The sequence below is a fragment of the Micromonospora sp. BL4 genome (assembly GCF_003667505.1).
Lineage (GTDB): Bacteria > Actinomycetota > Actinomycetes > Mycobacteriales > Micromonosporaceae > Micromonospora.
In genome coordinates this window covers 1-22,514 of the sequence record NZ_RCVJ01000090.1, presented here as the reverse complement: position 1 = coordinate 22,514, position 22,514 = coordinate 1, and the positions used below count along the sequence as shown (strand labels likewise).

The following is a 22,514-nucleotide window of genomic DNA, read 5'->3' as shown; positions in this document are numbered from 1 at the left end:
CCCGCAGCCCCACCGAGCCCCACGGTGAGTGCCGCCCCGCCCTCACCGACCCCGGCCGAGTCGTTCGCACCGACGACGACAGTCGAAGCGCTCGCCGGCGCCGCTCCACTCGACCGACCCCGCTGCTGACCGAGCCAGGAGGGAGCGTTCGGCCGGGTTGATGGCGAGGGCGAGGGCCGCGGCGCCTGCCGGACGAGCACGGCCGCTGACGAAAGAGAGAAGCGACACCCTCCAAGGTCCGTTGACATGCGTTTCAGGCTAGTGACAGCGTTGTCATCGACTCATTTCCTCCATATGAGACGAGGAGCGCACCTTGCTCTATCGGAACTCACAGCGCCGCCGCGCGACAGCAGCCGCCGCAGCCGGCATTCTCATCACGGGGCTGGCGCTCGCTCCGTCCGGGCCGGCGCAGGCCAGCCACCACCAGGCGCAGGACGAAGCCGTACGGTCCGGTGACGCACGTTTCGAGGTGCTGTCCCCGACCCTGATCCGCACCGAGTACCAGCAGGACGACAGGTTCACCGACGCCGCCACGTTCAACGCCATCGGGCGCGACGATTTCCCCCGTACGCGGTTCACGAAGCGCATCGAGCACGGCTGGCTCACCATCGACACCGGCGCGATGACGTTGCGTTACCGGGTCGGCTCGGGCGCGTTCACCGCCGACAACCTCACCGTGCAGCTCAAGACCGGCAAGCAGGTCGTGCAAGGCCGACCCTGGGCCGGCCACACTGCCCCGGCCTGCGCGTTCGGCGCGCTCTGCGAGGCCGAATCGCTGCAGTTGAACGGCCCCGGCGTGGCCACCGACCACCAGGGGTTCACCGGACGCGGCTTCGCGGCCGGTTTCGCCTCGTCCGGCGACTCGGTCACGTTCGCGCTCGACGCGCCAGAAGGCGGCACGAAGCAGCTCACCGTCCGCTATGCCAACAGCACCGGCGGCGACGGCCAGAACGTGGCCCGCACCCTGACGGTTCAGGTCGACGGCGACACCGGCCGCACGCTGACGCTGCCGCCCACCGCGAACTGGGACACCTGGGGCACGGCCAGCGTGCCGGTCGACCTCACCGCGGGTCGGCACGAGATCAGCGTCGTGCGAGGTCCCAACGACTCCGGCAACGTGAACGTCGACAGCCTCGCGGTGGTCAACCCGGGTGACTCGTTCCCGGCGCCGGCCACGCCCGAGCCGCAGCCCCTGCGGTTCGGCACGCTGGGAGAGGCCGAGACCGGCGCGCTGACCGGCGGCGCGAGGCCCGCGAACGACCACAACGGCGCTTCCGGTACGGGATTCCTGGCCGGCCTGGAGAGCACCACGTCGGCCGACACGCTCACCGTGACGGATGTTCCTTCTGCCGGTGACTACCAGGTGCAGATCCGGTACGCCAACGGCCAGGCCGGCGCCCAGCCGAGCCAGGCGCGCACCATGTCGGTCACGGCGGGAACGGCGGCGCCGGTCACGGCGACCCTTCCACCGACCAGCGGGTGGGACTACTGGAACACCGTTTCCGTCCCGGTGCACCTCAACCGCGGCACCAACACCGTGATGCTGGGGTGCCCCACGGACGCCAGCTGCAACGTCAACGTCGACACGGTCGCCGTCACGAGCAAGGACTCCCCGCTGCTCGCCCCACACGCACCGCTCGGCGGCTACCGCCGGGGCCTGGACGGCGTGAGCGGTTCCGCACTCACCGCCCCGGGCCTGCTCTACCAGGACGGCTGGTACCTGCTCGACGACTCGGCCTCGGCCCTGAGCAACACCAAGCCCCGGCCCGCCGCCGAGCAGGACGGCTACGTCTTCGCGTACGGGCAGGACTTCACCCGCGCTCTGAAGGACCTGTCAACCCTGACCGGGCCCACGAAGCTTCTGCCCAAGTGGGCGTACGGGGTGTGGTACTCCGAGTACTACGACCGCACCGCGACCGAGTTCCAGAACCTGGTGGCCCGGGCCAAGGCCGAGGGTGTGCCGCTGGACGTGCTCGTCCTCGACACCGACATCAAGGCGCCGGATAAGTGGAACGGCTGGAGCATCGACCCCACCCGCATCCCCGATCCGAAGGCGTTCTTCGACTGGGCCAGGAAGCAGGGCCTGCACACCGGCATCAACATCCACCCGAGCATCCTCGGCTCGGACCCGAAGTTCGCGCAGGCGCAGGCCACCGCGAAGGGCAAGCTCCAGCGCGTCGGCTGCAACGGCGGCCCCGACTGCTACGCCTTCGACTTCGGCGACCCGGACCAGCTCAAGGCGTACATGCAGCTGCACGACGAGATGCTCCCGAAGGGCAGCAAGGGCCCGGACCTGTGGTGGCTGGACTGGTGCTGCGACAACACGAAGTCGTCGCTCGCCGGGGTGACCGCGGACGCCTGGATCAACCAGCAGTACGCCGACAAGACCGGTTTCGCGTTCTCCCGCGCGTACGGCTCGTTGCAGGCCGGCGGCTACGGCAGCCCGACCCCGGTGTCGACCGGCCCGTGGGCCGACAAGCGCACCACGCTGCACTTCACCGGCGACACCACCTCCGACTGGCAGACTCTGCAGATGGAGGTCGGCTACACGCCAGGCGAGTCGGCCGCGACCGGGCTGGCCGCGGTCAGCCACGACATCGGCGGGCACACCGGCGGCCTCCAGGAGCCGGGCAACGAACCGGGCAGCACCAAACTGCCCGACGACCTCTACGCCCGGTGGGTCCAGTTCGGCACGTTCCAGCCGATCGACCGGCTGCACTCCAACCACAGCGACCGGCTCCCCTGGCAGTACGGCCCGGCGGCGAACGCGTCGGCCAAGAAGTTCCTGAACCTGCGGGAGAAGCTGCTGCCGTACACCTACGCCGCCGCCAAGGAGGCCACCCGCACGGGTACGCCCATCGTCCGGTCGATGTACCTGGCGTACCCGAATGAGCAGGCCGCGTACGCCACCGCCGGTTCCGAGTACCTCTACGGCCCGGACTACCTGGTGGCACCGGTGACGACGCCCGGCAACACCGCCACGACGTCGGTGTGGTTCCCGCCGGGCAACAGCTGGACCGACATCTTTACCGGGAAGACGTACCGGGGCGGCACCACGCAGAACATCACCACCACGCTGGACACCATGCCGGTGTTCAAGAAGCACTAGAGCCTGTTTGCAGGGATCCGGACACCGGCCGGGTGGGGCAACCCACTCGGCCGGTTCGTTGGCTGGCCGCCCTCAACTCAGAGTCGATGTGACCGGCGAGGCCGGCGGGCCAGGGACAACCAGCCGAGGAACCTGGCGTGCATCGCGGGCAGGTCCGGGCGCATCCCCAGGCCGTACACGTCGTCGATCGCCTCCTGCATCGACGCGGCCAGGTAGAACGCCAGCGCGATCGAATGACCGTAGAACTCGGCCACGAGTGCGAGCTGCGCCGGGCCGCACGGCCAGGGCGCGGCGCAGTTGCGACACAGCCACGCCGGGCGCATCGGCAGGTGCGGGCGAGGGCGGGCGGTCATCCGACCCGCACCGGAACCCGCCGCCGTTTGGCTGGCCTGATCGGTTTGACGGGCAGAGCTTGCAACCGCACGCCCGCGCGCATGACGTACAACTCGCGCCGCGCCACCGCGTCGCCTGCCGCGTTCAGCTCGTAGCCTTCAATCCAGACCCAACCGTCGTACGTGTGCCGCTCGGGCAGCTCACGGATGACACGCACGAAGATCGGTTGCAGGAACTGCACGCTCGCCGCGGCGGTCAGGTGGACCATGTCGCCACCCTTCATCTTCCCGATCTTCTCGGGTTTGTCGTCGGGCACGGTCTCCCCTTGGTGCCGTTGGGAAGGGGCCGCTCCCGTGAGTGCTCGCCCGTCGGGAGCGGCCCCGCTACGAACGCGACCGCCGGATCTCGTGGGCCTGCCGGGCGCGCCGCCTGGTGACACTCTGCTGTGGAGGCCATTACGCTCGGAAGGTGCTACCGATGTCCGGGTTGACCTGGCCTGACAGGCTCCCGACGTGTGGCACCTCGGGTAGTCGATCTTCGAGTTGAGGGGCGTTGTATGGCTGACGTACCAGGGCCGTTATCGGCGTTCATCGTTGGCGAGATCCGCCGCGCACGAGGCTCCTCCGGCATGACGCAAGAGTCATTCGGCCGCGCTGCGGGCTTCAGTGCCTCACATGTCAGCGCCGTAGAGAGCGGCACGCGAGCGCTGACGATCGACTTCATCAAGGGCGCTGACCGGGCATTGAACAACGGCGGACTCTTCGAACGCCTGGCGGCGAAGTTCGGCGCACCGTCGTGGTTCCTGCCCTGGCTGGACGCCGAGCGCGAAGCAACACAGCTTCGCTACTTCGAGCCCAACCTGATCCCCGGACTTCTACAGGTGGAGCACTACGCCCGAACCGTCCTGCGGACAGTCGAAAGCCTCACCGATGACGAGGTTGAGCAACGCGTGCAGGGGCGCATGAGCCGGCAGGCGATTCTGACCGGCGAGCGCCGGCCGCAGTTCGTCGCCGTGCTGGACGAAGCCGCGATCCGGCGCACGGGTGATGGTCTGGGCGGGATCATGGCCCAGCAGGTGGCTCACCTGGTCGCGATGGCCGAACTTCCGCACGTTCACGTCCACGTCATCCCGATCGCCAGCGGCCTGCACATCGGGCTGTCCGGACCGTTCGCCCTGGCTCGCTCCAGCGAGGGCGTGTGGGTTGGCCACCTCGAAAACCAGCTTGGCGGGGACGTCATCGACAAGGACGATGATGTAGCTACGCTTCAAGCAAGGTGGGAGAGCGTCCGGAACGAGGCTTTACCACGCCGGCAGTCCATCGACCTGCTGAAGGAAGTTGAGAGCCATCATGGACCTCAGTAACGCCCGGTGGCGCAAGTCCACCCGCAGCGGCGCGAGCGGCGGGAACTGCGTCGAGGTGGCAAGCAACCTGCCCGGTGTCGTGGCCGTCCGCGACTCGAAGGACGCCGCAGGGCCGGCATTGACCTTCGCCCCGGCAGCCTGGGCAACGTTCGTCGCCCAGGTCGCCGAGCGGCCCTAACCGACGCCGGACGCGCCCAGGCGCCGCGCCCGGTGCGGGGGGGGACGGGCACGACGCGCTGGGGTCGCGTGACCCAAATGATCTCGCCAGGCTATGGGCTCCTAGGACCGGGTGAACCTTCACCACGGCGAGGACCCAGGCTGCAAGAGGCACTGGACTGCGGGGATCCATTGACGAGGTCGCAGTGGCGAAAGCTGTTGCTTTCCACCGAGATCGTCTTCGCGAGTGACGTGGTGGGTTCGGGCTGTGACTGGTTGATCACCAATGGCTTAGCCAACCTCCCGGCAGCCCAAGCGCCCAGATCCCGTTCCATCAACGCCTCGCCACGTCCCCCACACCCGCACCGTACAGGTGTTCGAGTCACAGTATGCAGGCTCGCCCGCCGGAGAAGGACTAGTAGCTGGACGGAGAGTAGTGGGCCGGCCGGGGCGCGGAGGCCGTCGCACCGCGCCACAAGGCGATTCATTCGCCGGCCGTGGTGGGGATGCGGCGGTTAGGGTGCTGGGAAGCCCTTCCAGGTCAAGGGCTCCGGGTCGCTACGCGCCGAACCACCAACCGCCTTGACCCGCCGCCTCTGCGACCCCTCGGGCCGGCGTTGTCGGCAAGCCATGGTCCTGCCCGGGGGTACGCGCGCCGCATCCCCACCATGACCTCGTCTGACCACATGCCACGTCGTTTTCGGAGTGTCATTCGTCACCGGCCGACAGCCGCATGCGTCGCCCCTCGTCCTGTAAACCGGCGGAGCGCTCATAGGAACTTCTGCTAGTCGTTATTAGCTCAGGGAGTGCCATCCCAAGTGCCGCTAGGGTGTCGACGATCCGGCACAATTCCCAGCCTGTTGCGGCCACACAACCGAAGAGATGACCCATTCCGATTGGCTCGTCACCGCGAACCCAAGGTAGGTCGCCATCAAGATCCCTACTCAGGATCTTGATGACGTCGGAGCTTAGCCGCTCGGGAATTTCGACACCAACAGGCGGCTGGAAGCCCAATCGTCGAGCGGACTCGATCACCTCGCCGACGGACTTCCGGAGGGAGTGGGTAGCAATGACGATATTTGCGGCCGAAATGACTTTCTTGCCCTTCGCGCCGCCGATGACGCGCAAGAAATCTAGATCGTCGGCGCTCGGTTTAAGGTCGTCAGGAAGAACGCACAATGCCGCAAGACCGAGCGCTCCGAGTTCATCGTGGACCTTACCAATGGACTCGCCGCATTGCAAGGCGGCGTAACATACTTCGAGAGGCCCAACCGGCCGGCCCTGGCTTCCAATAAGGGCCGGGTAGCCTGCGTGCCCGGGGCGACTAAGGAGAGATACGACGATCCGCGCGGATTGTTCTGATAGCTGCTCAGGCCAGGGGGGCGCTCCAGGATCAAGTCCCACTCGCTGCACCCAGGACTTGGCATCTGACTTGGTCAGTCGGAGTTCTGCCATCAGCCGAAGAATGTATTGTGGGGGGACCGGTTCGGCGAGGTCCAGCCACTCGCCGCCCGGAACCTTCAGGAGCTTAACAAGGGAATCCCTCGGATGGCCCTCTTCGATCAAATCGGAGGGGACCTGGAAGCCCAATTCCAGTAGTCTATCCCGAACTACGCCGACGGGCAGTCGCTCATCGTAAGCAGCCCGGATCATGCATATATTTGGAACCGGGCCGGAGATGTCGACAGCGTCCGCGTAGGTTCGCCCCCCGAGTAGAGCAATGAGCTCCTCGTGGTCGCCCCCCCTGATGTTTTGAATCCTCGGCACGTCAAAGCCAAGATTACGGTATCTCTCTGATACAGAAAATGGCTCAACCCCAGTCGTAGCTCCGTTCAAGATGCGAGCTAGTCCGACATTAGATCCCTGCTGAAGCCACGGTGGTTCTCCATCAGAATTCCTCGAAGCGAGAACCAGATCGTGTCCATCATAGTGGCGATCCCTCATGAAGTTGACAAGCGAAGTGTCGAATCCCAAGGAGTTCAGTTTGTCGATCACTTCTGTAGCGCTCAATCCAAGGCGATCAGTCGCAAGCAAGACGTGGTGATAGGGCACTGGATCGGCATTGCTCAGGTACGGGTAACGTCCGTCCAGATCATCACTGATAATTGTTAGGTCCTCCGGTGACCAACTGACCGGAAGCGGTTGCTCTACCTCGAATCCGAAAACAGCAAGCTTTTCGGCAATTTCTTGTGATGGCAGATCGAACTGCTGCGCTTTAGCGAGGACGAACCCTATGGGAGCAGGCACCTCGGGATGTAGCCATTGCCGTCCATCCGTGCGGAGCAGGTCAACGTCGGCCTCAGTTGGGTTCTCCGGCAATACCTCAATGGGAGGAACCGAATATCCAACAGCCATGAGGCGCCGAGCGAGTTCGGCCGGACTTCTGCCTGTTACGAGGGATACGGAAATGATGTGCCCCGGCGAGACGATCTGATCTGCCCCAAGCCAGGCCTGACGACTGCCGAGGTGATACTCGTACTCAATTTGCTCGCTAAGGTCAATGCCTCGGGGGTCTACGCCGCCGATGAAGTCGGAGAAAAGATAGACATCAGAAGGGACGGCGACAGGAAGGTTTCGGCCAGGAGAGCCGAATCCTGGAAAGAGGCCGGCAGCTAGCCAGGCAGCAATGCGCCATTCAAGCAGCGACTTAGTGGGCAGACCTTCGGTCAAGTGCCGTCGACTGTATTTGTCGCCTTGTCGAAGGAGCGACAAGAGGCTAGTGTCCGGTGGGAAGACTCCCAGTCGTTGCAAGTCAGCTTGCCGCCCCTCCAGATGCCAACTCGACACACCTCGGTCCAGAGCTCTCCGGAAGGCCGCATCTGCAAGGCCTGGGTTTGACCTCACCAAGGTCCTCAACCAGGAATGGGAGAAGGTGTCAGGGGCGGAGCCAACTAGCGAGTCCAATTCGGCGTGGAGCATCGTGGATACGTCATCATGCGAGTAAGCGAGAATCTCTTTTCGGTCAACTGTGAGACTCGGGGCAAATCGACCTGTTAGGTTTACGACGGCACCGTGAATTGGCGTTCCTACCCAAAGCCCATCCGCAAGGATCGCTCCTACGCCCTGACACCACCACACTGCCTGCGATGAGGAAGGACAAAATGCAGGAACAGGCACCTTGTCCCCAAGTGCTGATGACTCAGTCTGACGATTGACTCTCGCTAACCCTTCCTTTGATAGCAGACCGGGCTCCCATATAAGCCGCTCCTCGTCGTTGCGTGCCTCGACCGCATAATCCGCGAGCCACAGTACGCGCCCCAACATATTGAGGACTGAGATGGTGAGGCCCTCTTTTAGATACAATCGTACCGAGGTGCCGGAATCTTCCGCTGGCCCCAGATCCTGAATCTGAAAGAGTGACCCGGGACCCGCTATCTGGACCAGGAGTTTTTTGCCGAGGTGCCCATCTCGGTGCATCCGAGCCGTGGTGACCGAAATATCGTCGGCTAGCATGAAGTAACTCAGTACCCCAATGCCGAAGCGGCTGTTCGGGAAGAGTTCAATGCCGTACCGCTTCCACTCAGCCTGCTCCTCGATGTATTCCGGCAGGTCCGCGAAACGGAAGCCGGCATGGGAGAAAACCTCTGCCAACTCGCGCATTCCCATACCGATGCCGTTGTCGGCACACTCAATGTACCGCCGTCCGCGATCATCGACACCTTGAACGGCTGAAATTCGACCGTTCCACCCGGGCGCGCTTGCTCCGCTCGCCTTCAAATGCCGAATCCGTGCTTCTTTGTAACGGCACGCGTCTAATGCGTTCTGGTAAAGCTCCCGGATCGCGAGGGCGGGATCACCGTAGAGCTGCTCACCCATCAGCAACTCCTGGATGCGGTCGTCTGCTAGGTGGAACCGCAAACCTGTCGAGTCGTACCGCCGGCGTCCCTCTCTGACCTCTGACCGGACCCCGTCGGCTGCGGCGTGAGTTGGCATATCGGCCAAGGGGGCGAGCAACGCGTCGGTTTCCGAAGTCAGGTCGAACTTGGCCAGCAGATCATCTACTGCGAGGACGATCTCCCTGAGAGCAACGTCGAGGGCGGCGTGTGGGCACTGGGCGGACAGGATCCGAGTTCTGCCCCGGCCCTCCCAGGTAGTTGACCTGATGGCCTCGACCACCTCGCTAACCTGAACTTCGTACGTGACACCAATGTGGTCCACCACAACCTCGGGCAGCATGGTGGGATCGATCGCGAAGCGGTATGCCGCCGCAGACAAACAAGAGACCATCTGCTCCCGCAGTGGCTGTTCAAACTCCGTGGCGCTTACGATGTGACGAAGGCGCACCGGGCCGGCCTCATCGGCACCGATCGTCAGGGATGCCATGTCGGCCCGGACCGACCGCAAGGTGGTTGCGACGTTCTGCGGAGTGAGAACCTCGGTTAGAAACCGCTCGCCGTCTGCCCGCTCCCACTCGTAAACGGGCGAAACAAGGTTTCGCACTAGTTCATCGTCGTAGCATGACGGGTTCCGCGCCAGCCAGCGGTGGAAAATCCACCACCGAATGGCGTTGACCCCCACGCCGTCCCCCTTCCGTGCTAGCTGACGGGCGCGACGCATGAGCCTGCTATAGGTTTCCGCAAAGTTTTCGAACCTTGCGGAAAGGTCCGGGCCGTCATCTTGCGCCAGAGATCCTGGCCGGACGACGGCTGCAATACGGACGACATTTCTGGACCAGAGTGCGGCGTGTATGAATGGTATTAATACGAGATACGCGGCCTCGGCTGCCGACAACGTCAGCTTGTCGGGGTTCAAAACGTGCGCTAGGAACCACCGGATGCGGGCCGTCATCCGCACGGCGAGATGGGAATCTTGCCAGGGATCAATATCACCGACGTCCGCCCTGCCGTCCGCATCATAACTAGCTGCCAGGTGTGCGACGAGTTGAATTGTACGCTCGCGCAGCTTGCTAGGCCCGTGCCGATTGTCTGCAATCTTCTCCCAAGCCGGATGCGACTCGGCGGCTATAACCCACGGGTGTTCAAAGACCGAGAGCGCTGCAGTTGCAGGTGGACGATCGAGCACTTGGAGACGGTCTACGCCGTCTCCAATTACCCGGACATTCTGCCGTGGGCAGTCGTGATCCGTCGTCAGCTTGTCCAGGATCTGCTGGGCGGCCTTGGCCAGATCGGCCAGCGTGCACGGGCCAGTAGGTGCGGCAACAACCTGGCTAAATGCTCGCGAAAATAGACTGAACTCACCGCTGCCATCTCCCACGTACCGCGCATTTTCCCCCGGGGAGCATGCGTAGACATAGGCAATGGTGCGTCCAGCTACGACGTTGATCTTGCGGTTGGTCCAGGCGACCGCGTTGTACACGCCCTTTTCCTTGACGTGGATTCCTTCGCGGCAGGCGTCGACCGCCACGATCACATTGCCGGCACGGCTGCGCTCGATGTATCCGTCGAAGTTGATTGGTACGCATCGGTCTGGGAAATTATATGACCGGGTCAGGGCTCCGGCGGGCACCAAGTAATCCATGCCGTCGTTATGAATGCCATGCCCGCTAAGGAAAATCAGCACGGTCGCAGCTTCGGGCGCATCTGCCAGGAAAATCTCCACCGCTGAGTCGATACTCTGAGCGTCCGTGGAATTCGGATCGTGAACCGTTGTGTGGTATCCGACGCCTTGGAGAGCAACGTCCAGCTCCCTGAGGTCGCTCCGGATAAACGGCAGATCGGAAATCAAGGCGTCCTGGTAGGACGGCACGCCGATGAGGAGGGCATGGAACTGCATAGTCCCGCTCACCGCCCGAAGGTCAGGGTGATGGCCCCCTTGCCACTTGTCTCAACTGACGTTCCAACGAGGGCAATCTTTCCGGTGGCGGTGACTTCGAACCCCACCTGAACTTCTCGGAGAGGCAGGCTCTCAACATCCGTGATGACGTCGACGAACAGCTCTCGAAGCTGCCGTACCGTCTCCGTGATGTTATTGCGCAAGGCTTGGAGAGGAACTTCTCGGACCGACAGCTGGTCACCGCCGCGACCAAAGATTCCCTTGTCTGCCGGCCGGCCCTCCTGCGCATCGTCCAACGCAACCACGAACGTGACAGTGTCTCGCACAACGTCAGCATTGTCTGGCCGCATCGCGTCCTCCTCGCCGGGATTGGTCGGCTGATCGCTCGACTGCCAGTAGTAGCTACATGCTTGGCCGGTCAGCTCTCAGCAATGTGGACACCCTAGTCGGTGCGCAGATAACCTCCTATCCGCAAATTGGGCATGCCGATCCTGCCGTGTGGGTGGTCCGTCAGGCGCTGGGACGCGTCGCCGGCGATCTTGCTCACGGACAGTCAGCGTTCGCCTTCCTCCGCCGTCTGCCGATACTGATCGGCCTTGCATGCAGCCGATCATGCCCCCTACGTACGCGATACACAGACCCTGTCAGCAAAAAGTCGCCGTCCCAGGCCGTGGCGAGGCCTTCGAAGTCCCTCAACGATGACCAAGGTCAACCACCGGCACCTAAAGAACAACCAGCTCAGCGCCGTCATCAGGTCGCTGAGCTGGTGGGCGACGGACGAGTCGACCTGTACGCCGGATTCTGTGCGCGGCGCGTACCCCGAAGGATGTGCGCCGGCGGCGGCCATCCATCTCGGCCTGCCGTTGCCGGCAGGCTCCAGCGGCCTACCCGCAGACATCGGGCGGGCAGCCCTCAAGCGTCTGCGCCGGGTCGTCATCTTGCGGTGACGGCCCTTGCTTGGCCTTGCTCCGGGTGGGGTTTACCGAGCCACCCCGGTCACCCGGGGTGCTGGTGGGCTCTTACCCCACCGTTTCACCCTTACCGTCCCCGTTGGGGTCGGCGGTCTGTTTTCTGTGGCACTGTCCCGCGGGTCACCCCGGGTTGCCGTTAACAACCACCCTGCCCTGTGGAGTCCGGACGTTCCTCGGCGGCGGGCCGAAGCCCGCCGACGCGGCCGCCCGGTCGACTCGTCCGTCGCGCTCTCATCCTAACGACGGCCGACCCGCTGGTATTGCCACCCCGCCTGGTCAAGATCGCGCAGCTCAGGGCGGTCACGGCGGTCGCCGGGCGGGGAGTCCGGCGTGCCCGCCCAACCGCGCGGGGTCTAGCCTCGTGGGGCTATGGATCTCTCCCACGCCGCGCTGCTGCTCGCCGCCGGTCTCGCCGCTGGCACGGTCAACGCGGTGGCCGGCGGCGGTTCGCTGATCACCTTCCCGGCGATGATCGCGGTGGGGTTGCCCCCGGTGCCGGCGAACGTCAGCAACTCCGTCGCCGTTTTCCCCGGGTACCTGTCCAGCGTGGCGGGCAGCCGTGCGGATCTTCCGCGCGGACGTGCGCTGGCCACGTTGGTGCCCACCACGATCGTCGGCACCATCCTCGGTGCGCTGCTGTTGCTGGCCACGCCGGCCCGCGCGTTCGAGTTGGTCGTACCGTTCCTGGTGCTCGGCGCGACCGCCGTGCTCGCCTTCCAGGATCCGCTGCGCCGGCTGGTCGGCCATCCCCGGGACCTGTCGCCGCGCCAGCGGACGGTCGCGGTCCAGACGATGGTCGCGCTCGGCGCGGTGTACGGCGGATACTTCGGCGCCGCGCTGGGCGTGATGCTGGTCGCCGGGCTGGCGCTGGTGCTGGACGCGACGCTGGCCCGGGTGAGCGCGATCAAGAATCTGCTGTCCGCGGTGGTGGGGTTCACGACGCTGGTGGTGTTCTCCCTGTTCGGGCCGGTGAACTGGGCCGCCGTCGCGGTGGTCGCCCCGGCCACCCTGATCGGTGGGTACGTCGGCGCCCGACTGGTCCGCCGGCTGCCGCCGGTGCTGCTCAAGACGATCATCGTGGTGTTCGGCACGGTGATCGGGCTCTACCTGCTCTGGCGCGCCCTGAGCTGACACCGGCGGCGACGGGGACGGCGCGGTCAGTACGCCTCGCCGACCGGCTCCTCCGGGGCGTGCTCGGTGGCGGCGGCGGCCCGGTTCCACCGGGACCAGAGCACCCGCTCGCCGTAGCCGGCGGCCATCACGTGCGCGAAGGCCAGGTAGACCAGCACGCCGACGGCGAGCACCCCGAAGCCGACCCAGAACGGCATCGACAGCGAGTGCTCGGCGAGCTTGCCGGAGATGATCGGCGCGGGCGCGGCGGCGCCCCAGCGGACCAGGTTGAACGCGCCGGTGGCCACCCGGCGGTCGCTGGAGCCGAGGCCGAGCGCCAGGTCGGTGAGGTTGGCGTTGGCCAACCCCATGCAGAGCCCGGCGAGCACCAGCACCACGAGCGCCTCGGTGGTGCTGGTGGAGGTGGCGAAGAGGACCATGCAGACCAGCAGCCCGGCGATGGCCACGCCGACGGTCTGCACCGCGCCGATCCGGTGGGCCAGCCGGTGGCCGATCACCAGGATGCCGGTGGCCAGGCCGAGGCCCCAGCCGGTGAACGCCAGCCCCAGCGGGATGACGTCCAGGCCCAGGAAGAGCGGTGTGTAGCCGAGCACCACGAAGAAGACGAAGTTGTACGTGCCGGTCACCACGCAGAGCGCGATGAATGCGGGACGGCGGTAGGTGGCGAAGATCTGACCGACGCGTACGGGCGCCTGCCGGTTGGTGGGCTCGCGTAGCTTGCGGGCGGCCACGCCGAGCGCCAGGACCATGAACACGCCGCAGACGAAGAACGGCAGTCGCCAACTGACCTCGCCGAGCAGGCCGCCGATCAGCGGGCCGACGGCGAAGCCGAGACCGAGGGCGGTCTCGAAGAGGCCGACCACCCATTCGCGGTCGACGGCGAGGTTGACCAGCACCACCATGGCGGTGGCAAAGAACATCGCGTTGCCCAGCCCCCAGACGCCGCGCAGCACGGACAGCTGCACGATGTTGTCGCTGAACGAGGCGAGGATCGCGGCCAGGCCGACCACGGAGACCCCGGTGATCAGCACCGGCTTGAAGCCGAACCGGCCGCTGGCCAGGGTCGCCGGGATCATGCCGAGGGCCATGACCGCGATGTACGCGGTGAACAGCAGCTCGACCTGCCAGGCGGTGACCCCGATCGCGTCGCCGATGGCCGGCAGGATCGGGTCGACGACGGCTATGCCGGCGATCGCGAGGAAGGCCACCAGCGTGGTGGCGTAGATGGCACTGCGGTTCGGTTCGGAACGCCGATCCACTCCGACTCCCCAATTAGCTGTATATTACAGGTACTTATCTTGTATCATACAGCTATGACCGACGACCACGAGATCACCCTCGGCCGGATCGAGACCGAGGTGGCCCTGCTGATGCGTTTCGGCGAGGCGACCCGACGGGCCACCGGCACCGCCGAGCACCGGGTGCTCGACCGGGCGGCGTACGTGATCCTGCGTCATCTGGACGACGCCGGTCCGCAGAACGTCTCCGCGCTGGCCGCCCGGCTCAACCTGGACGGCTCGACCGTAACCCGGCAGGTGTCCGCGCTCCAGCGCGACGGCCTGATCACGCGCACCCCGGACCCGTCCGACGGCCGGGGCACGGTCATCTCCCCCACCGCAGCCGGCCTGCAACGAATGAACGCGGTGCGGGCCGCTCGCACGCGCCTCTACGGCGACATGCTGGCCGACTGGCCCGCCGAGGACCGGGACACCCTCGCCGAGTTGCTGCGCCGCCTCAACGAGGCCCTGATATCCCGCAACCGCCCCCGCTGAGCCACCTCCGCACGCCGCACGCCACAGCAGAGAAAGGGCCCCCTGGCGTCACCAGGGGGCCCTTCCTGCCGAGGACGGCCGAGGACGGACGTCAGGCGACCGGCTCGCGGGCGGAGTCGGCGTCGCGCTCGGCGCCCGGGGTGACCCGCGGGTCGCCCTCGTCGGCGAAGTAGTCGTCCGGCGTGGTGCCGTCGACCCCCTCGTCCACCTTGCCGGCGCGCAGCGCCAGCGTCACCAGCGCCGCGACCGCCAGGTTCACCAGCACCGCCACGATGCCCACGTAGATCGTCTTCGGGGTGTCGAACCCGAACTCCGACAGCGGGAACGCCGAGCCACCGAAGTGCTTCCGGGTGGGGCTGGCCACCTGGTAGAGCATCCACATGCCCAGCCCCATGCCGGCCACCCAGCCGACGATGAGCCCGGTGCGGTGGAACCAGCGGGTGTAGAGACCCAGCGCCACCGCCGGCAGCGTCTGGAGGATGATCACGCCGCCGATCAGCTGGAGGTCGATGGAGAACTGCGGGTCGAGGAACACGATGCAGGCCACCGCGCCGACCTTCACCACCAGCGAGGTGATCTTCGAGACGTTCGCCTCCTGCGCCGGGCTGGCGTCCCGCTTCAGGTACTCCTTGTAGATGTTGCGGGTGAACAGGTTCGCCGCCGCGATCGACATGATCGCCGCCGGCACCAGCGCGCCGATGCCGATCGCCGCGTACGCCACGCCCGCGAACCAGTCCGGGAACTGCTGGTCGAAGAGCAACGGCACGACCGTGTTGCTGTCGACCGTGCCCTCCTTCGCCCCGGGCAGCGGCTTCACGCCGGCCGCGATGGCCATGTAACCGAGCAGCGCGATCAACCCGAGCAGCAGGCTGTACGCCGGCAGCGCGGACATGTTCCGCTTGATCACGTCGCGGTTCCTGCTGGCCAGCACACCGGTGATGCTGTGCGGGTAGAGGAAGAGCGCCAGCGCCGACCCGAACGCCAGCGTGACGTACTGGAGCTGGTTGTTGCCGTTGAGCAGGATCCCGTCGTTCGGGTTGGGCGAGGCGTCGAACTTCGCGTCCGCGGCGGCGAAGATGTCACCCCAGCCGCCCAGCTTGTACGGCAGGTAGATGACCGCCACCAGGATTACGATGTAGATCAGGCTGTCCTTGACGAACGCGATCAGCGCCGGCGCGCGCAGCCCCGACTGGTAGGTGTAGGCGGCCAGGATCGCGAACGCGATGATGATCGGCAGGTGCCGGGCCAGCGCGTTGTCGCCGGTCACCCCCATCGTCTTGAGCACCGCCTCGATGCCGACCAGCTGCAACGCGATGTACGGCATGGTGGCGACGATGCCGGTGATCGCGATCAGCAGCGCCAGCACCGGCGAGTCGAAGCGCTTACGGACGAAGTCGGCCGGCGTGACGAACCCGTGCCGGTGCGACACCGACCAGAGCCGGACCAGCACCAGGAAGACCATCGGATAGATCACGATGGTGTACGGCACGGCGAAGAACCCGGCCGCGCCGGCTCCGAACATCAGCGCCGGCACCGCCACGAAGGTGTACGCGGTGTAGAGGTCACCGCCGACCAGGAACCAGGTGATCCAGCCGCCGAAGCTGCGCCCGCCCAGCCCCCACTCGTCGAGGTGGGCCATGTCCTTCGGGGCGCGCCAGCGGGCGGCCACGAAGCCCATCGCGCTGACCAGCAGAAAGAGCAGGGAGAAGACGATGATCTCGGTGAGATGGTCACGCCACATCAGCGCTCACCCCGCTTCTTCGTCATCTGGTAGACCAGCGTCGTGGTGGCCACACCGAGCAGGATCCAGGCCAGTTGCAGCCAGTAGTAGCGCGGGAAACCGAAGATCCGGGGCGAGTCTCCGTTGAAGAAGGCCGGGATCAGCGGCACCACGATGGGAATGAAAAGCAACCAGTTCCAGGGGCTGTGATCCTTCGCCCTGGACGGCGCCGTGGTCGGCGCCTCCGGTTCCGGTGCAGCCATGTGACACACCTCCGGGAAGTCGTGGCTCGCGATGTAACGGCCGGAGGCTACGACTCTGTGACCGCTGTCACGCGCGCTGCGCGGAGGGTGCTGCGCCGAGCGGCCGACGGCATGCGCCGAACGGCACGACCGGTCGGCCGGACGCGGCGAGGAGGTCCGGCCGGCTCAGCCGGCGGAGAGGTGGGCGGTGTCGTTGACCGTGCGCACCGCGACACCACCGTCGGGCCACATGTCGAGCACCGAGATGCCGGCCGCGTCCAGGAAGAGCCGGTGCAGGAAGCCGTCGCTGGCCGCGAGCGCGTCCCGCAGCACCAGCTTGATCGGCGAGACGTGCGAGACGACCACCACGGTCTCCCCGGGGTACGCCGAAAGCAGCCCGGTGACCACCCGGTGGCAGCGCTCGGCCACCTGGGTGAACGACTCACCGCCCGGCGGGGCGATCCGGGGTGAGGCGAGCCAGGCGTCCATCTCCCCCGGCCACTGCGCGCGCACCTCGGCGAAGGTGCGCCCCTCCCAGTCCCCGAAGTCGCACTCGATCAGGTCGTCCTCGGTGCGCACCGGCACGTCACCGATGGCCCGGGCGATCGCCGCCGCGGTCTGCGTACACCGGGACAGCGGTGAGCTGAGCACGGCCGCGACGGACGGGGCCAGCGCGGCCACCCGGGTGGCGGTGGCCCGGACCTGGGCCCGACCGCGCTCGGAGAGCGGCACGTCGCCCCGGCCGGAGTAGCGCCGCTGCTCGGTGTACGCGGTCTCGCCGTGCCGGACCAGGATCAGCCGGGTGGCGGTGAAGCTCGGTCGCGGCTCCCAGGAGGCCGGCGCGGTCGCCGGGTCGCTGCCGGCGGTCGTCGCCGCGGGCCGGCCGGCAGTGGCGTCCATCGCGGCGGCGGTGGTCGCCGGAGCGGGCCGGCCGGCGGCGGCGTCCATGGCGGCGTTGGCCAGCGCGTCGGCGTGCCGGTTCTGCTCGCGCGGGATCCAGGCGAACCGGACCGCCGCGAACCGGCCCACCAGCCCGGCCGCCTTGGCGGCGAGCGGTCGCAGGCCGGGGTGCTTGATCTGCCAGCGGCCGCACATCTGCTCGACGACCAGCTTGGAGTCCATCCGGACGTCCACCTCGGCGACGCCCAGCTCGGCGGCGGCCGTCAACCCGGCGATCAGCCCCTGGTACTCGGCGACGTTGTTGGTCGCCGTACCGATCGACTCGGAGCGCTCGGCGAGCACCTCGCCGGTCTCCGGGTCGCGCACCACCGCGCCGTAGCCGGCCGGGCCCGGGTTGCCTCGGGACCCGCCGTCGGCCTCGACGACGACCACGCGCGGCGCCACGATCTACAGGCCCGACTCGTTGGTGCGGACCATGATCCGCCGGCAGTCCTCGCAGCGGACCACGTCGTCCGGGGCGGCCTTGCGGATCCGGGCCAGGTCGGCGCCGGAGAGCTCCAACCGGCAGCCGCCGCAGCGGCCCGCGGTGAGCAGCGCGGCGCCCAGCCCGGTGTCCTGGCGGATCTTGTCGTAGAGGGTGACCAGCTCGCTCGGGAGGTCGGCGGCGAGGGGCTGGCGGGCCCCCCGCTTGAACTCCTCCTCCTTGGCGATCTCGGCCAGCGCCTCGTCCCGGCGCTGCTCGGTGGCGGCCCGCTTGTCCCGGGTCTCGGCCAGCCGCTGCTCCACGCCGTCCAGTACGCCCTGCGCGGTCTCCCGCTGCTCCATCAGCTCCAGCTCGGCGTCCTCCAGGTCGCCCTGGCGCCGGTTCAGCGAAACCAGCTCGTGCTGGAGCGCCTCCAGCTCCCGGGCCGGGCCGGTGCCGGCGGCCAGCCGGTTCTGGTCCTTCTCCTTGCGGGCCCGGACCTGGTCGACGTCCTTCTCCAGCCGGGCGATGTCCCGGTCCAGGTCGTCGACCGCCACCTGCGCGCGAACCCGGTCGTCCTCCAGCGACGACAGCTCCCGGGCCAGCGCCTCCAGCTCGGCCCGCTCCGGCAGCGAACGCCGGCGGTGGGCGAGCTGGGCGAGGTTGGTGTCGATCGCCTGGAGGTCGAGCAGGCGGCGCTGCACCTGGGGGTCAGCCTTCACGGTCGGGCTCCTTGTCGTCCACAACGGGTGCGGCGGCGTGTACGGTCCACGGGTCGGTGTCCAGGTCGGACACCAGCGTCTCGACGCCCGGCGCCTCCCGCAGGAGGGCGGCCAGGTCGTCCAGCCACGGTCGTTCCGTCGCCCAGTGGGCGGCGTCGATCAGGGCGGGACCATCGGCGGCGAGGTGCTCGCCGGCCGGGTGGTGCCGCAGGTCGGCGGTGAGGAACGCGTCCACCCCGGCAGCGGTCGCGGCGCCGAGGAAGCTGTCCCCCGACCCGCCGCTGACGGCGAGGGTACGAACCATACGCCCGGGATCCCCCGCGGCGCGAACTCCCCACGACGTGACGGGGAGCACCGCGGCGGCGTGCCGGGTCAGCTCGGCGAGGGTCATCGGGCGGGGCAACTCGCCGATCCGGCCGATACCCCGGTCGTCGCCGTACGCGGGTGAGCCGGGCGCGGGCCGGTGCAGCGGGCGCAGCCCGGTCAGCCCGAACCGGGCGGCGAGGGCATCGGACACGCCCGGGGAGGCCACGTCGGCGTTGGTGTGCGCCACGTAGAGCGCCACCCCGGCCCGGATCAGTTGATGGACGATCCGCCCCTTGAACGTCGTCGGGGCGACCGAGGAGACCCCGCGCAGCAGGAGCGGGTGGTGCGCGACGATCATGTCCACGCCGGCGGCCAGCGCCTCGGCGACCGTCTCGGGCACCACGTCGACCACGCAGAGCACCCGGTGGACCGGGGCGGTCGGCTCGCCGAGCACCAGACCCACCCGGTCCCACTCCTCCGCCCAGACCGGCGGGTAGCGCCGTTCCAGCTCGGCCACCACGTCGGTCACCGTGGGGGTGGATCCGCATACGCTCACGGCGGGCCAGCTTACCGTCGCGCGGGCCGCCGGGCGGCGACGCCCGGCCCGGCCGCGCCGACCGGGCGACCGGGCCGGAGAGCTCCTCGGCGGTCAGGCGGCGCGGCGGGAGCCGGCGAGCAGCGCGTCCAGCGGCATCTGCCAGGGGAACGCGTGCAGGTGCTGCTCGCCCGTTCCGGGTGGGTGCAGGGCGACCACGTGATCACCGAAGAGCACCGTGATGCCCCATTCGGCCAGCCGGGCCACGCCGGCCCGGAACGCCGGGTGGGCGGCCATCGCGGCGTTGGTGTACGGCACCGCCACGATCGGGACGCCCTTGCCCTGCGCCTCGACCAGCAGGCCGAGCGCGAGGGTGTCGGCGATCCCGGCCGCCCACTTGTTGACCGTGTTCACCGTGGCCGGGCAGACGATCATGGCGTCGGCCGGCGGCAGCACGTCCGGGTCACCGGGGTTCTTGTAGTGCGTCCGCACCGGGTGGCCGGTCTGCCGGATCAGGGCGGACCTGTCGACGAACTTGGCGCCGTCCGGCGTGGTGACCACGCAGACCTCCCAGCCGTCCTGCTGGGCCAGGTCGACCAGGCGGCCGACGTGCCGGGCCAGCGGCGAACCGCAGGCGATGATGTAGAGCACCTCGCGGTGCCCGCTGCTGCGCTGCGCACCGGCCATCACACCGGCTCCGCGCTCATACCCCTACTCCCATGTGCTCAGCCAACTCCGCTACCGGAGAAGGCGGCGCACCACGTGTGCGACGCAGGATGTCGGACATCACCTCGTGCGCGATGGGCCGGCAGCGGATCTCCGACGGGGCGAGCCGGTCGCCGCGCAGCAGCATCTCGCCGGCGTTCGCCACGTCGCCGACCTGAGCGAAACCGCGGGCGATGTCGAGCAGGTGGTGCGCCCGCCGCTCGGGCAGCAGCGCGTTGAAGGAGGGCTCCACGATGCGCAGCTGGTGCACCTCCACCGCCCGCCCGCCGTCGCCCAGCTCCACCGCGGCCGCGGCCCGGTGCAGCTCCACGTTGGTCGGGCCGAACGAGGTCCAGTAGTGGTTGTGGTCGCCGCCCAGCAGCGTGGCCGCCTCCTCGGCGCCGTTGATGAGGTCGTCGACGGTGGCCGAGTCACCGATCCGGGAGGCGGCCATCGCGCCCTGGAGCAGCAGCATCCCGTAGACGGAGAGCCGGTCCGGGGAGGCGTCGTTGCCGCCACCGGGTGCGAGCCGGTTGGCGATGGTGACGTTCAGCTCCAGCGCCGGACGGGCGCGGCCCATCGCGACCAGCGCGTTGCACACCCGGGTGGTGGCGATGCCGGCCAGCAGCGGGTCGTCGGCCCGCTGGGCCACCGCCATCGAGCGGTCCGCGGCCAGCCAGGCCAGCTCGCACTCGCCGAGCTTGCGCAGCACCGAGGAGGCGATCTGGTAGACCTGCCCGAGCAGGTGCGCCGCCTCCGGGGCCTGCTCGCCGCCGTAGCCGGCGTCGGCCGCCTGGGCGTCGCGCAGCAGCTTGGGCAGCGCCCGGGTGAGCATCCCGTAGCGGCCGTACTGGTAGGTGAGCCAGGCGTGGTTGACGGCCTTGCGCATGTCGTCGAGCGGGGGCGGGTACGGCGCGGCGTCGAAGTACGCGCTCATCGAGTCGTACCGCTCCAGCGCCGCCCTGATCTCCTGCACCTCGACCTGGTCGATGCAGTTCAGCGCGTCCGTCCGCCGCTCCGGGTCCTTGCCCATCAGCAGCTGCACGTCCACCTGGAGGATGTCGGCGATCTCGTAGAGGACCGAGAACTTGTCCAACCGACGGACGCCACGCTCGACCTTGTCCACCCAGCTCTTCGACTTGCCCAACCGGTCCGCGAAGACCTGCTGCGACATCTTGCGTCGCCCCCGCCAGTAGGCCACTCGCCGCCCTATGGGTAGCTCGTCCATCTCCCCATCCCTCCCCCTGCCGCCCCGGCCATCGGGCCGGGACGATGTCCGCGGGTGCGGCGATTCCCGTTCATCTTCAGGTTTTCGCTGGTCGCACAGCCTGTGCGTCAGCCGTACAGCCAGTCCTCGTACTTTTCGTGCAAGTTGCACGAGCCGTTCGTCAACCTCAACGATCGTGGGTTACGGCAGTGACGGTGCTCGACATGCGACCTGGCGTTCGCCGGGCCCGATGAGGGGAGATGGCACACATGTGGGGGAACGTCGGACCGCGCGTCGCCGAACTGTCGCCATTGGAACGGGTCCGGTTGCGCCGGGTCGCCGTGCGGTACGCCGCGCACGGGTGGGAGGTGACGCCGGGGGCCTGCCTCGCTCGCAGCCGGTTCGTCTGCGGCCGTGCCGGCTGTCCCACCGTGGGCTGCCACCCGGCGCTGGAGAACTGGGAGCTGGCGGCCAGCGCCGACCCGGCCCGGGTGGCCACCTGGTGGCGGAGCCGCCCGCACGGCGTGCTGCTGCCCACCGGTCGCGCCTTCGACGTGCTGGAGGTGCCGGCCCACCTCGGCCGGCAGGTGCTCGGCGCGGTGCAGACCCACCCGGCCGGCACCGGCGTACGCGGGCCGGTGCTGGTCACCCCCACCGGGCGCTGGATGTTCCTCGTCCGCCCCGGCGATCCGCTCCGGCCGGAGCTGGAGCACTGCTTCCACGTGGTCCGGCACGGGCCGGGCTCGTGGATCCCGGCGCCGCCCACCCGACTGCCCGAGGGCACGGTCCGCTGGGCGGTCGCGCCGGAGCAGGCCCGCTGGCAGCTCCCCGATTCCTACCTGGTGCAGAACACGTTGATCGAGGCGCTGCGCGCCACCGGGGTGACACTCACCCCCGACCTGCTCCCCGGCCACCTGCCGCTGCCCCGGCGGGGCATGTGAACCGGCCCGCCGCACGGCCCCGACGGCCGATTCCATCCGGTCGTCGACAGCGACGCCGAGGCGCCGGTCCTCGTTGACAAGGGGACGGCGCGAACACGCGCCACGAGCGGGGGAATGATGTCCACGGACGACAGAGCATCTCATCCCGGCGGCACCGAACCGCCCCGGCGCAGCCACCCGCGGCACCGCTGGGCCGGCACCCGCC

At 67.9% G+C, this 22,514-nt stretch carries 18 protein-coding genes and 1 other RNA gene; 6 read left to right on the top strand and 13 right to left on the bottom strand.

Annotated features, from left to right (window positions below):
* Positions 1-313: 313 nt before the first annotated feature.
* Positions 314-3,109 carry a TIM-barrel domain-containing protein gene (locus EAD89_RS08750; RefSeq protein ID WP_121675389.1) on the top strand — a complete coding sequence of 932 codons (2,796 nt, stop codon included), beginning with the start codon at positions 314-316 and terminating at the stop codon, positions 3,107-3,109.
* A gap of 77 nt (positions 3,110-3,186) precedes the next feature.
* On the opposite strand, the gene EAD89_RS08745 is transcribed toward EAD89_RS08750, so the two are convergent.
* Positions 3,187-3,462, bottom strand: coding sequence for a hypothetical protein (locus EAD89_RS08745; RefSeq protein WP_121675388.1), 276 nt, complete (start codon positions 3,460-3,462; stop codon positions 3,187-3,189).
* The gene (locus tag EAD89_RS08740; RefSeq protein ID WP_121675390.1) at positions 3,459-3,725 is read right to left on the bottom strand and encodes a hypothetical protein; all 267 of its coding nucleotides are present in this window, start codon (positions 3,723-3,725) and stop codon (positions 3,459-3,461) included. The genes EAD89_RS08745 and EAD89_RS08740 overlap by 4 nt, the downstream gene beginning before the upstream one ends.
* A gap of 273 nt (positions 3,726-3,998) precedes the next feature.
* Here EAD89_RS08740 and EAD89_RS08735 point away from each other — a divergent pair, with 273 nt between their 5' ends.
* Positions 3,999-4,805 (top strand): helix-turn-helix transcriptional regulator, encoded by an 807-nt coding sequence (locus EAD89_RS08735; RefSeq protein WP_121675387.1) that lies wholly within the window; start codon positions 3,999-4,001, stop codon positions 4,803-4,805.
* Positions 4,792-4,983: a DUF397 domain-containing protein gene (locus EAD89_RS08730; protein WP_121675386.1), complete on the top strand. Its 192-nt coding sequence runs from the start codon at positions 4,792-4,794 to the stop codon at positions 4,981-4,983. The genes EAD89_RS08735 and EAD89_RS08730 overlap by 14 nt, the downstream gene beginning before the upstream one ends.
* A gap of 686 nt (positions 4,984-5,669) precedes the next feature.
* Here the strand turns inward: EAD89_RS08730 and EAD89_RS08725 are convergent.
* From EAD89_RS08725 to rnpB, 3 genes are all read right to left on the bottom strand, one after another.
* On the bottom strand, positions 5,670-10,706 hold the full coding sequence (locus tag EAD89_RS08725) for a caspase family protein (RefSeq protein ID WP_121675385.1): 5,037 nt from the start codon (positions 10,704-10,706) through the stop codon (positions 5,670-5,672).
* Positions 10,703-10,999 carry a hypothetical protein gene (locus EAD89_RS08720; protein ID WP_147458780.1) on the bottom strand — a complete coding sequence of 99 codons (297 nt, stop codon included), beginning with the start codon at positions 10,997-10,999 and terminating at the stop codon, positions 10,703-10,705. Before EAD89_RS08720 ends, EAD89_RS08725 begins: the two co-directional genes overlap by 4 nt.
* A gap of 469 nt (positions 11,000-11,468) precedes the next feature.
* Positions 11,469-11,884, bottom strand: an RNA gene (gene rnpB / locus EAD89_RS08715) — RNase P RNA component class A.
* A 150-nt stretch (positions 11,885-12,034) separates the two neighbouring features.
* On the opposite strand from rnpB, the gene EAD89_RS08710 reads away from it, so the two are divergent.
* Entirely contained in the window at positions 12,035-12,796 is a 762-nt protein-coding gene (locus tag EAD89_RS08710) for a sulfite exporter TauE/SafE family protein (protein WP_121655965.1), read from the top strand.
* Between the two features lie 26 nt (positions 12,797-12,822).
* On the opposite strand, the gene EAD89_RS08705 is transcribed toward EAD89_RS08710, so the two are convergent.
* Positions 12,823-14,055 (bottom strand): MFS transporter, encoded by a 1,233-nt coding sequence (locus EAD89_RS08705; protein WP_121675383.1) that lies wholly within the window; start codon positions 14,053-14,055, stop codon positions 12,823-12,825.
* A gap of 54 nt (positions 14,056-14,109) precedes the next feature.
* Here EAD89_RS08705 and EAD89_RS08700 point away from each other — a divergent pair, with 54 nt between their 5' ends.
* On the top strand, positions 14,110-14,568 hold the full coding sequence (locus EAD89_RS08700) for a MarR family winged helix-turn-helix transcriptional regulator (protein WP_121675382.1): 459 nt from the start codon (positions 14,110-14,112) through the stop codon (positions 14,566-14,568).
* A gap of 91 nt (positions 14,569-14,659) precedes the next feature.
* On the opposite strand, the gene mctP is transcribed toward EAD89_RS08700, so the two are convergent.
* The 7 genes from mctP to EAD89_RS08665 form a co-directional block, all read right to left on the bottom strand.
* A complete protein-coding gene (gene mctP, locus EAD89_RS08695; protein ID WP_121655968.1) occupies positions 14,660-16,309 on the bottom strand; it encodes a monocarboxylate uptake permease MctP in 1,650 nt (549 codons plus the stop codon).
* On the bottom strand, positions 16,309-16,551 hold the full coding sequence (locus tag EAD89_RS08690; RefSeq protein WP_074313313.1) for a DUF3311 domain-containing protein: 243 nt from the start codon (positions 16,549-16,551) through the stop codon (positions 16,309-16,311). The genes mctP and EAD89_RS08690 overlap by 1 nt, the downstream gene beginning before the upstream one ends.
* 165 nt (positions 16,552-16,716) lie before the next feature.
* Positions 16,717-17,874, bottom strand: coding sequence for a bifunctional RNase H/acid phosphatase (locus EAD89_RS08685; RefSeq protein ID WP_121655969.1), 1,158 nt, complete (start codon positions 17,872-17,874; stop codon positions 16,717-16,719).
* A 3-nt stretch (positions 17,875-17,877) separates the two neighbouring features.
* Positions 17,878-18,615 carry a zinc ribbon domain-containing protein gene (locus tag EAD89_RS08680; protein WP_121675381.1) on the bottom strand — a complete coding sequence of 246 codons (738 nt, stop codon included), beginning with the start codon at positions 18,613-18,615 and terminating at the stop codon, positions 17,878-17,880.
* Complete coding sequence (locus EAD89_RS08675; protein WP_199723502.1) at positions 18,605-19,441, bottom strand: Nif3-like dinuclear metal center hexameric protein; 837 nt, start codon at positions 19,439-19,441, stop codon at positions 18,605-18,607. Before EAD89_RS08675 ends, EAD89_RS08680 begins: the two co-directional genes overlap by 11 nt.
* A 129-nt stretch (positions 19,442-19,570) precedes the next feature.
* Positions 19,571-20,143 carry a flavoprotein gene (locus tag EAD89_RS08670; RefSeq protein WP_121655972.1) on the bottom strand — a complete coding sequence of 191 codons (573 nt, stop codon included), beginning with the start codon at positions 20,141-20,143 and terminating at the stop codon, positions 19,571-19,573.
* 16 nt (positions 20,144-20,159) lie between these two features.
* On the bottom strand, positions 20,160-21,389 hold the full coding sequence (locus EAD89_RS08665; RefSeq protein ID WP_121655973.1) for a helix-turn-helix domain-containing protein: 1,230 nt from the start codon (positions 21,387-21,389) through the stop codon (positions 20,160-20,162).
* 248 nt (positions 21,390-21,637) lie between these two features.
* On the opposite strand from EAD89_RS08665, the gene EAD89_RS08660 reads away from it, so the two are divergent.
* Entirely contained in the window at positions 21,638-22,309 is a 672-nt protein-coding gene (locus tag EAD89_RS08660) for a bifunctional DNA primase/polymerase (RefSeq protein ID WP_121655974.1), read from the top strand.
* The last annotated feature ends 205 nt before the right edge of the window (positions 22,310-22,514 follow it).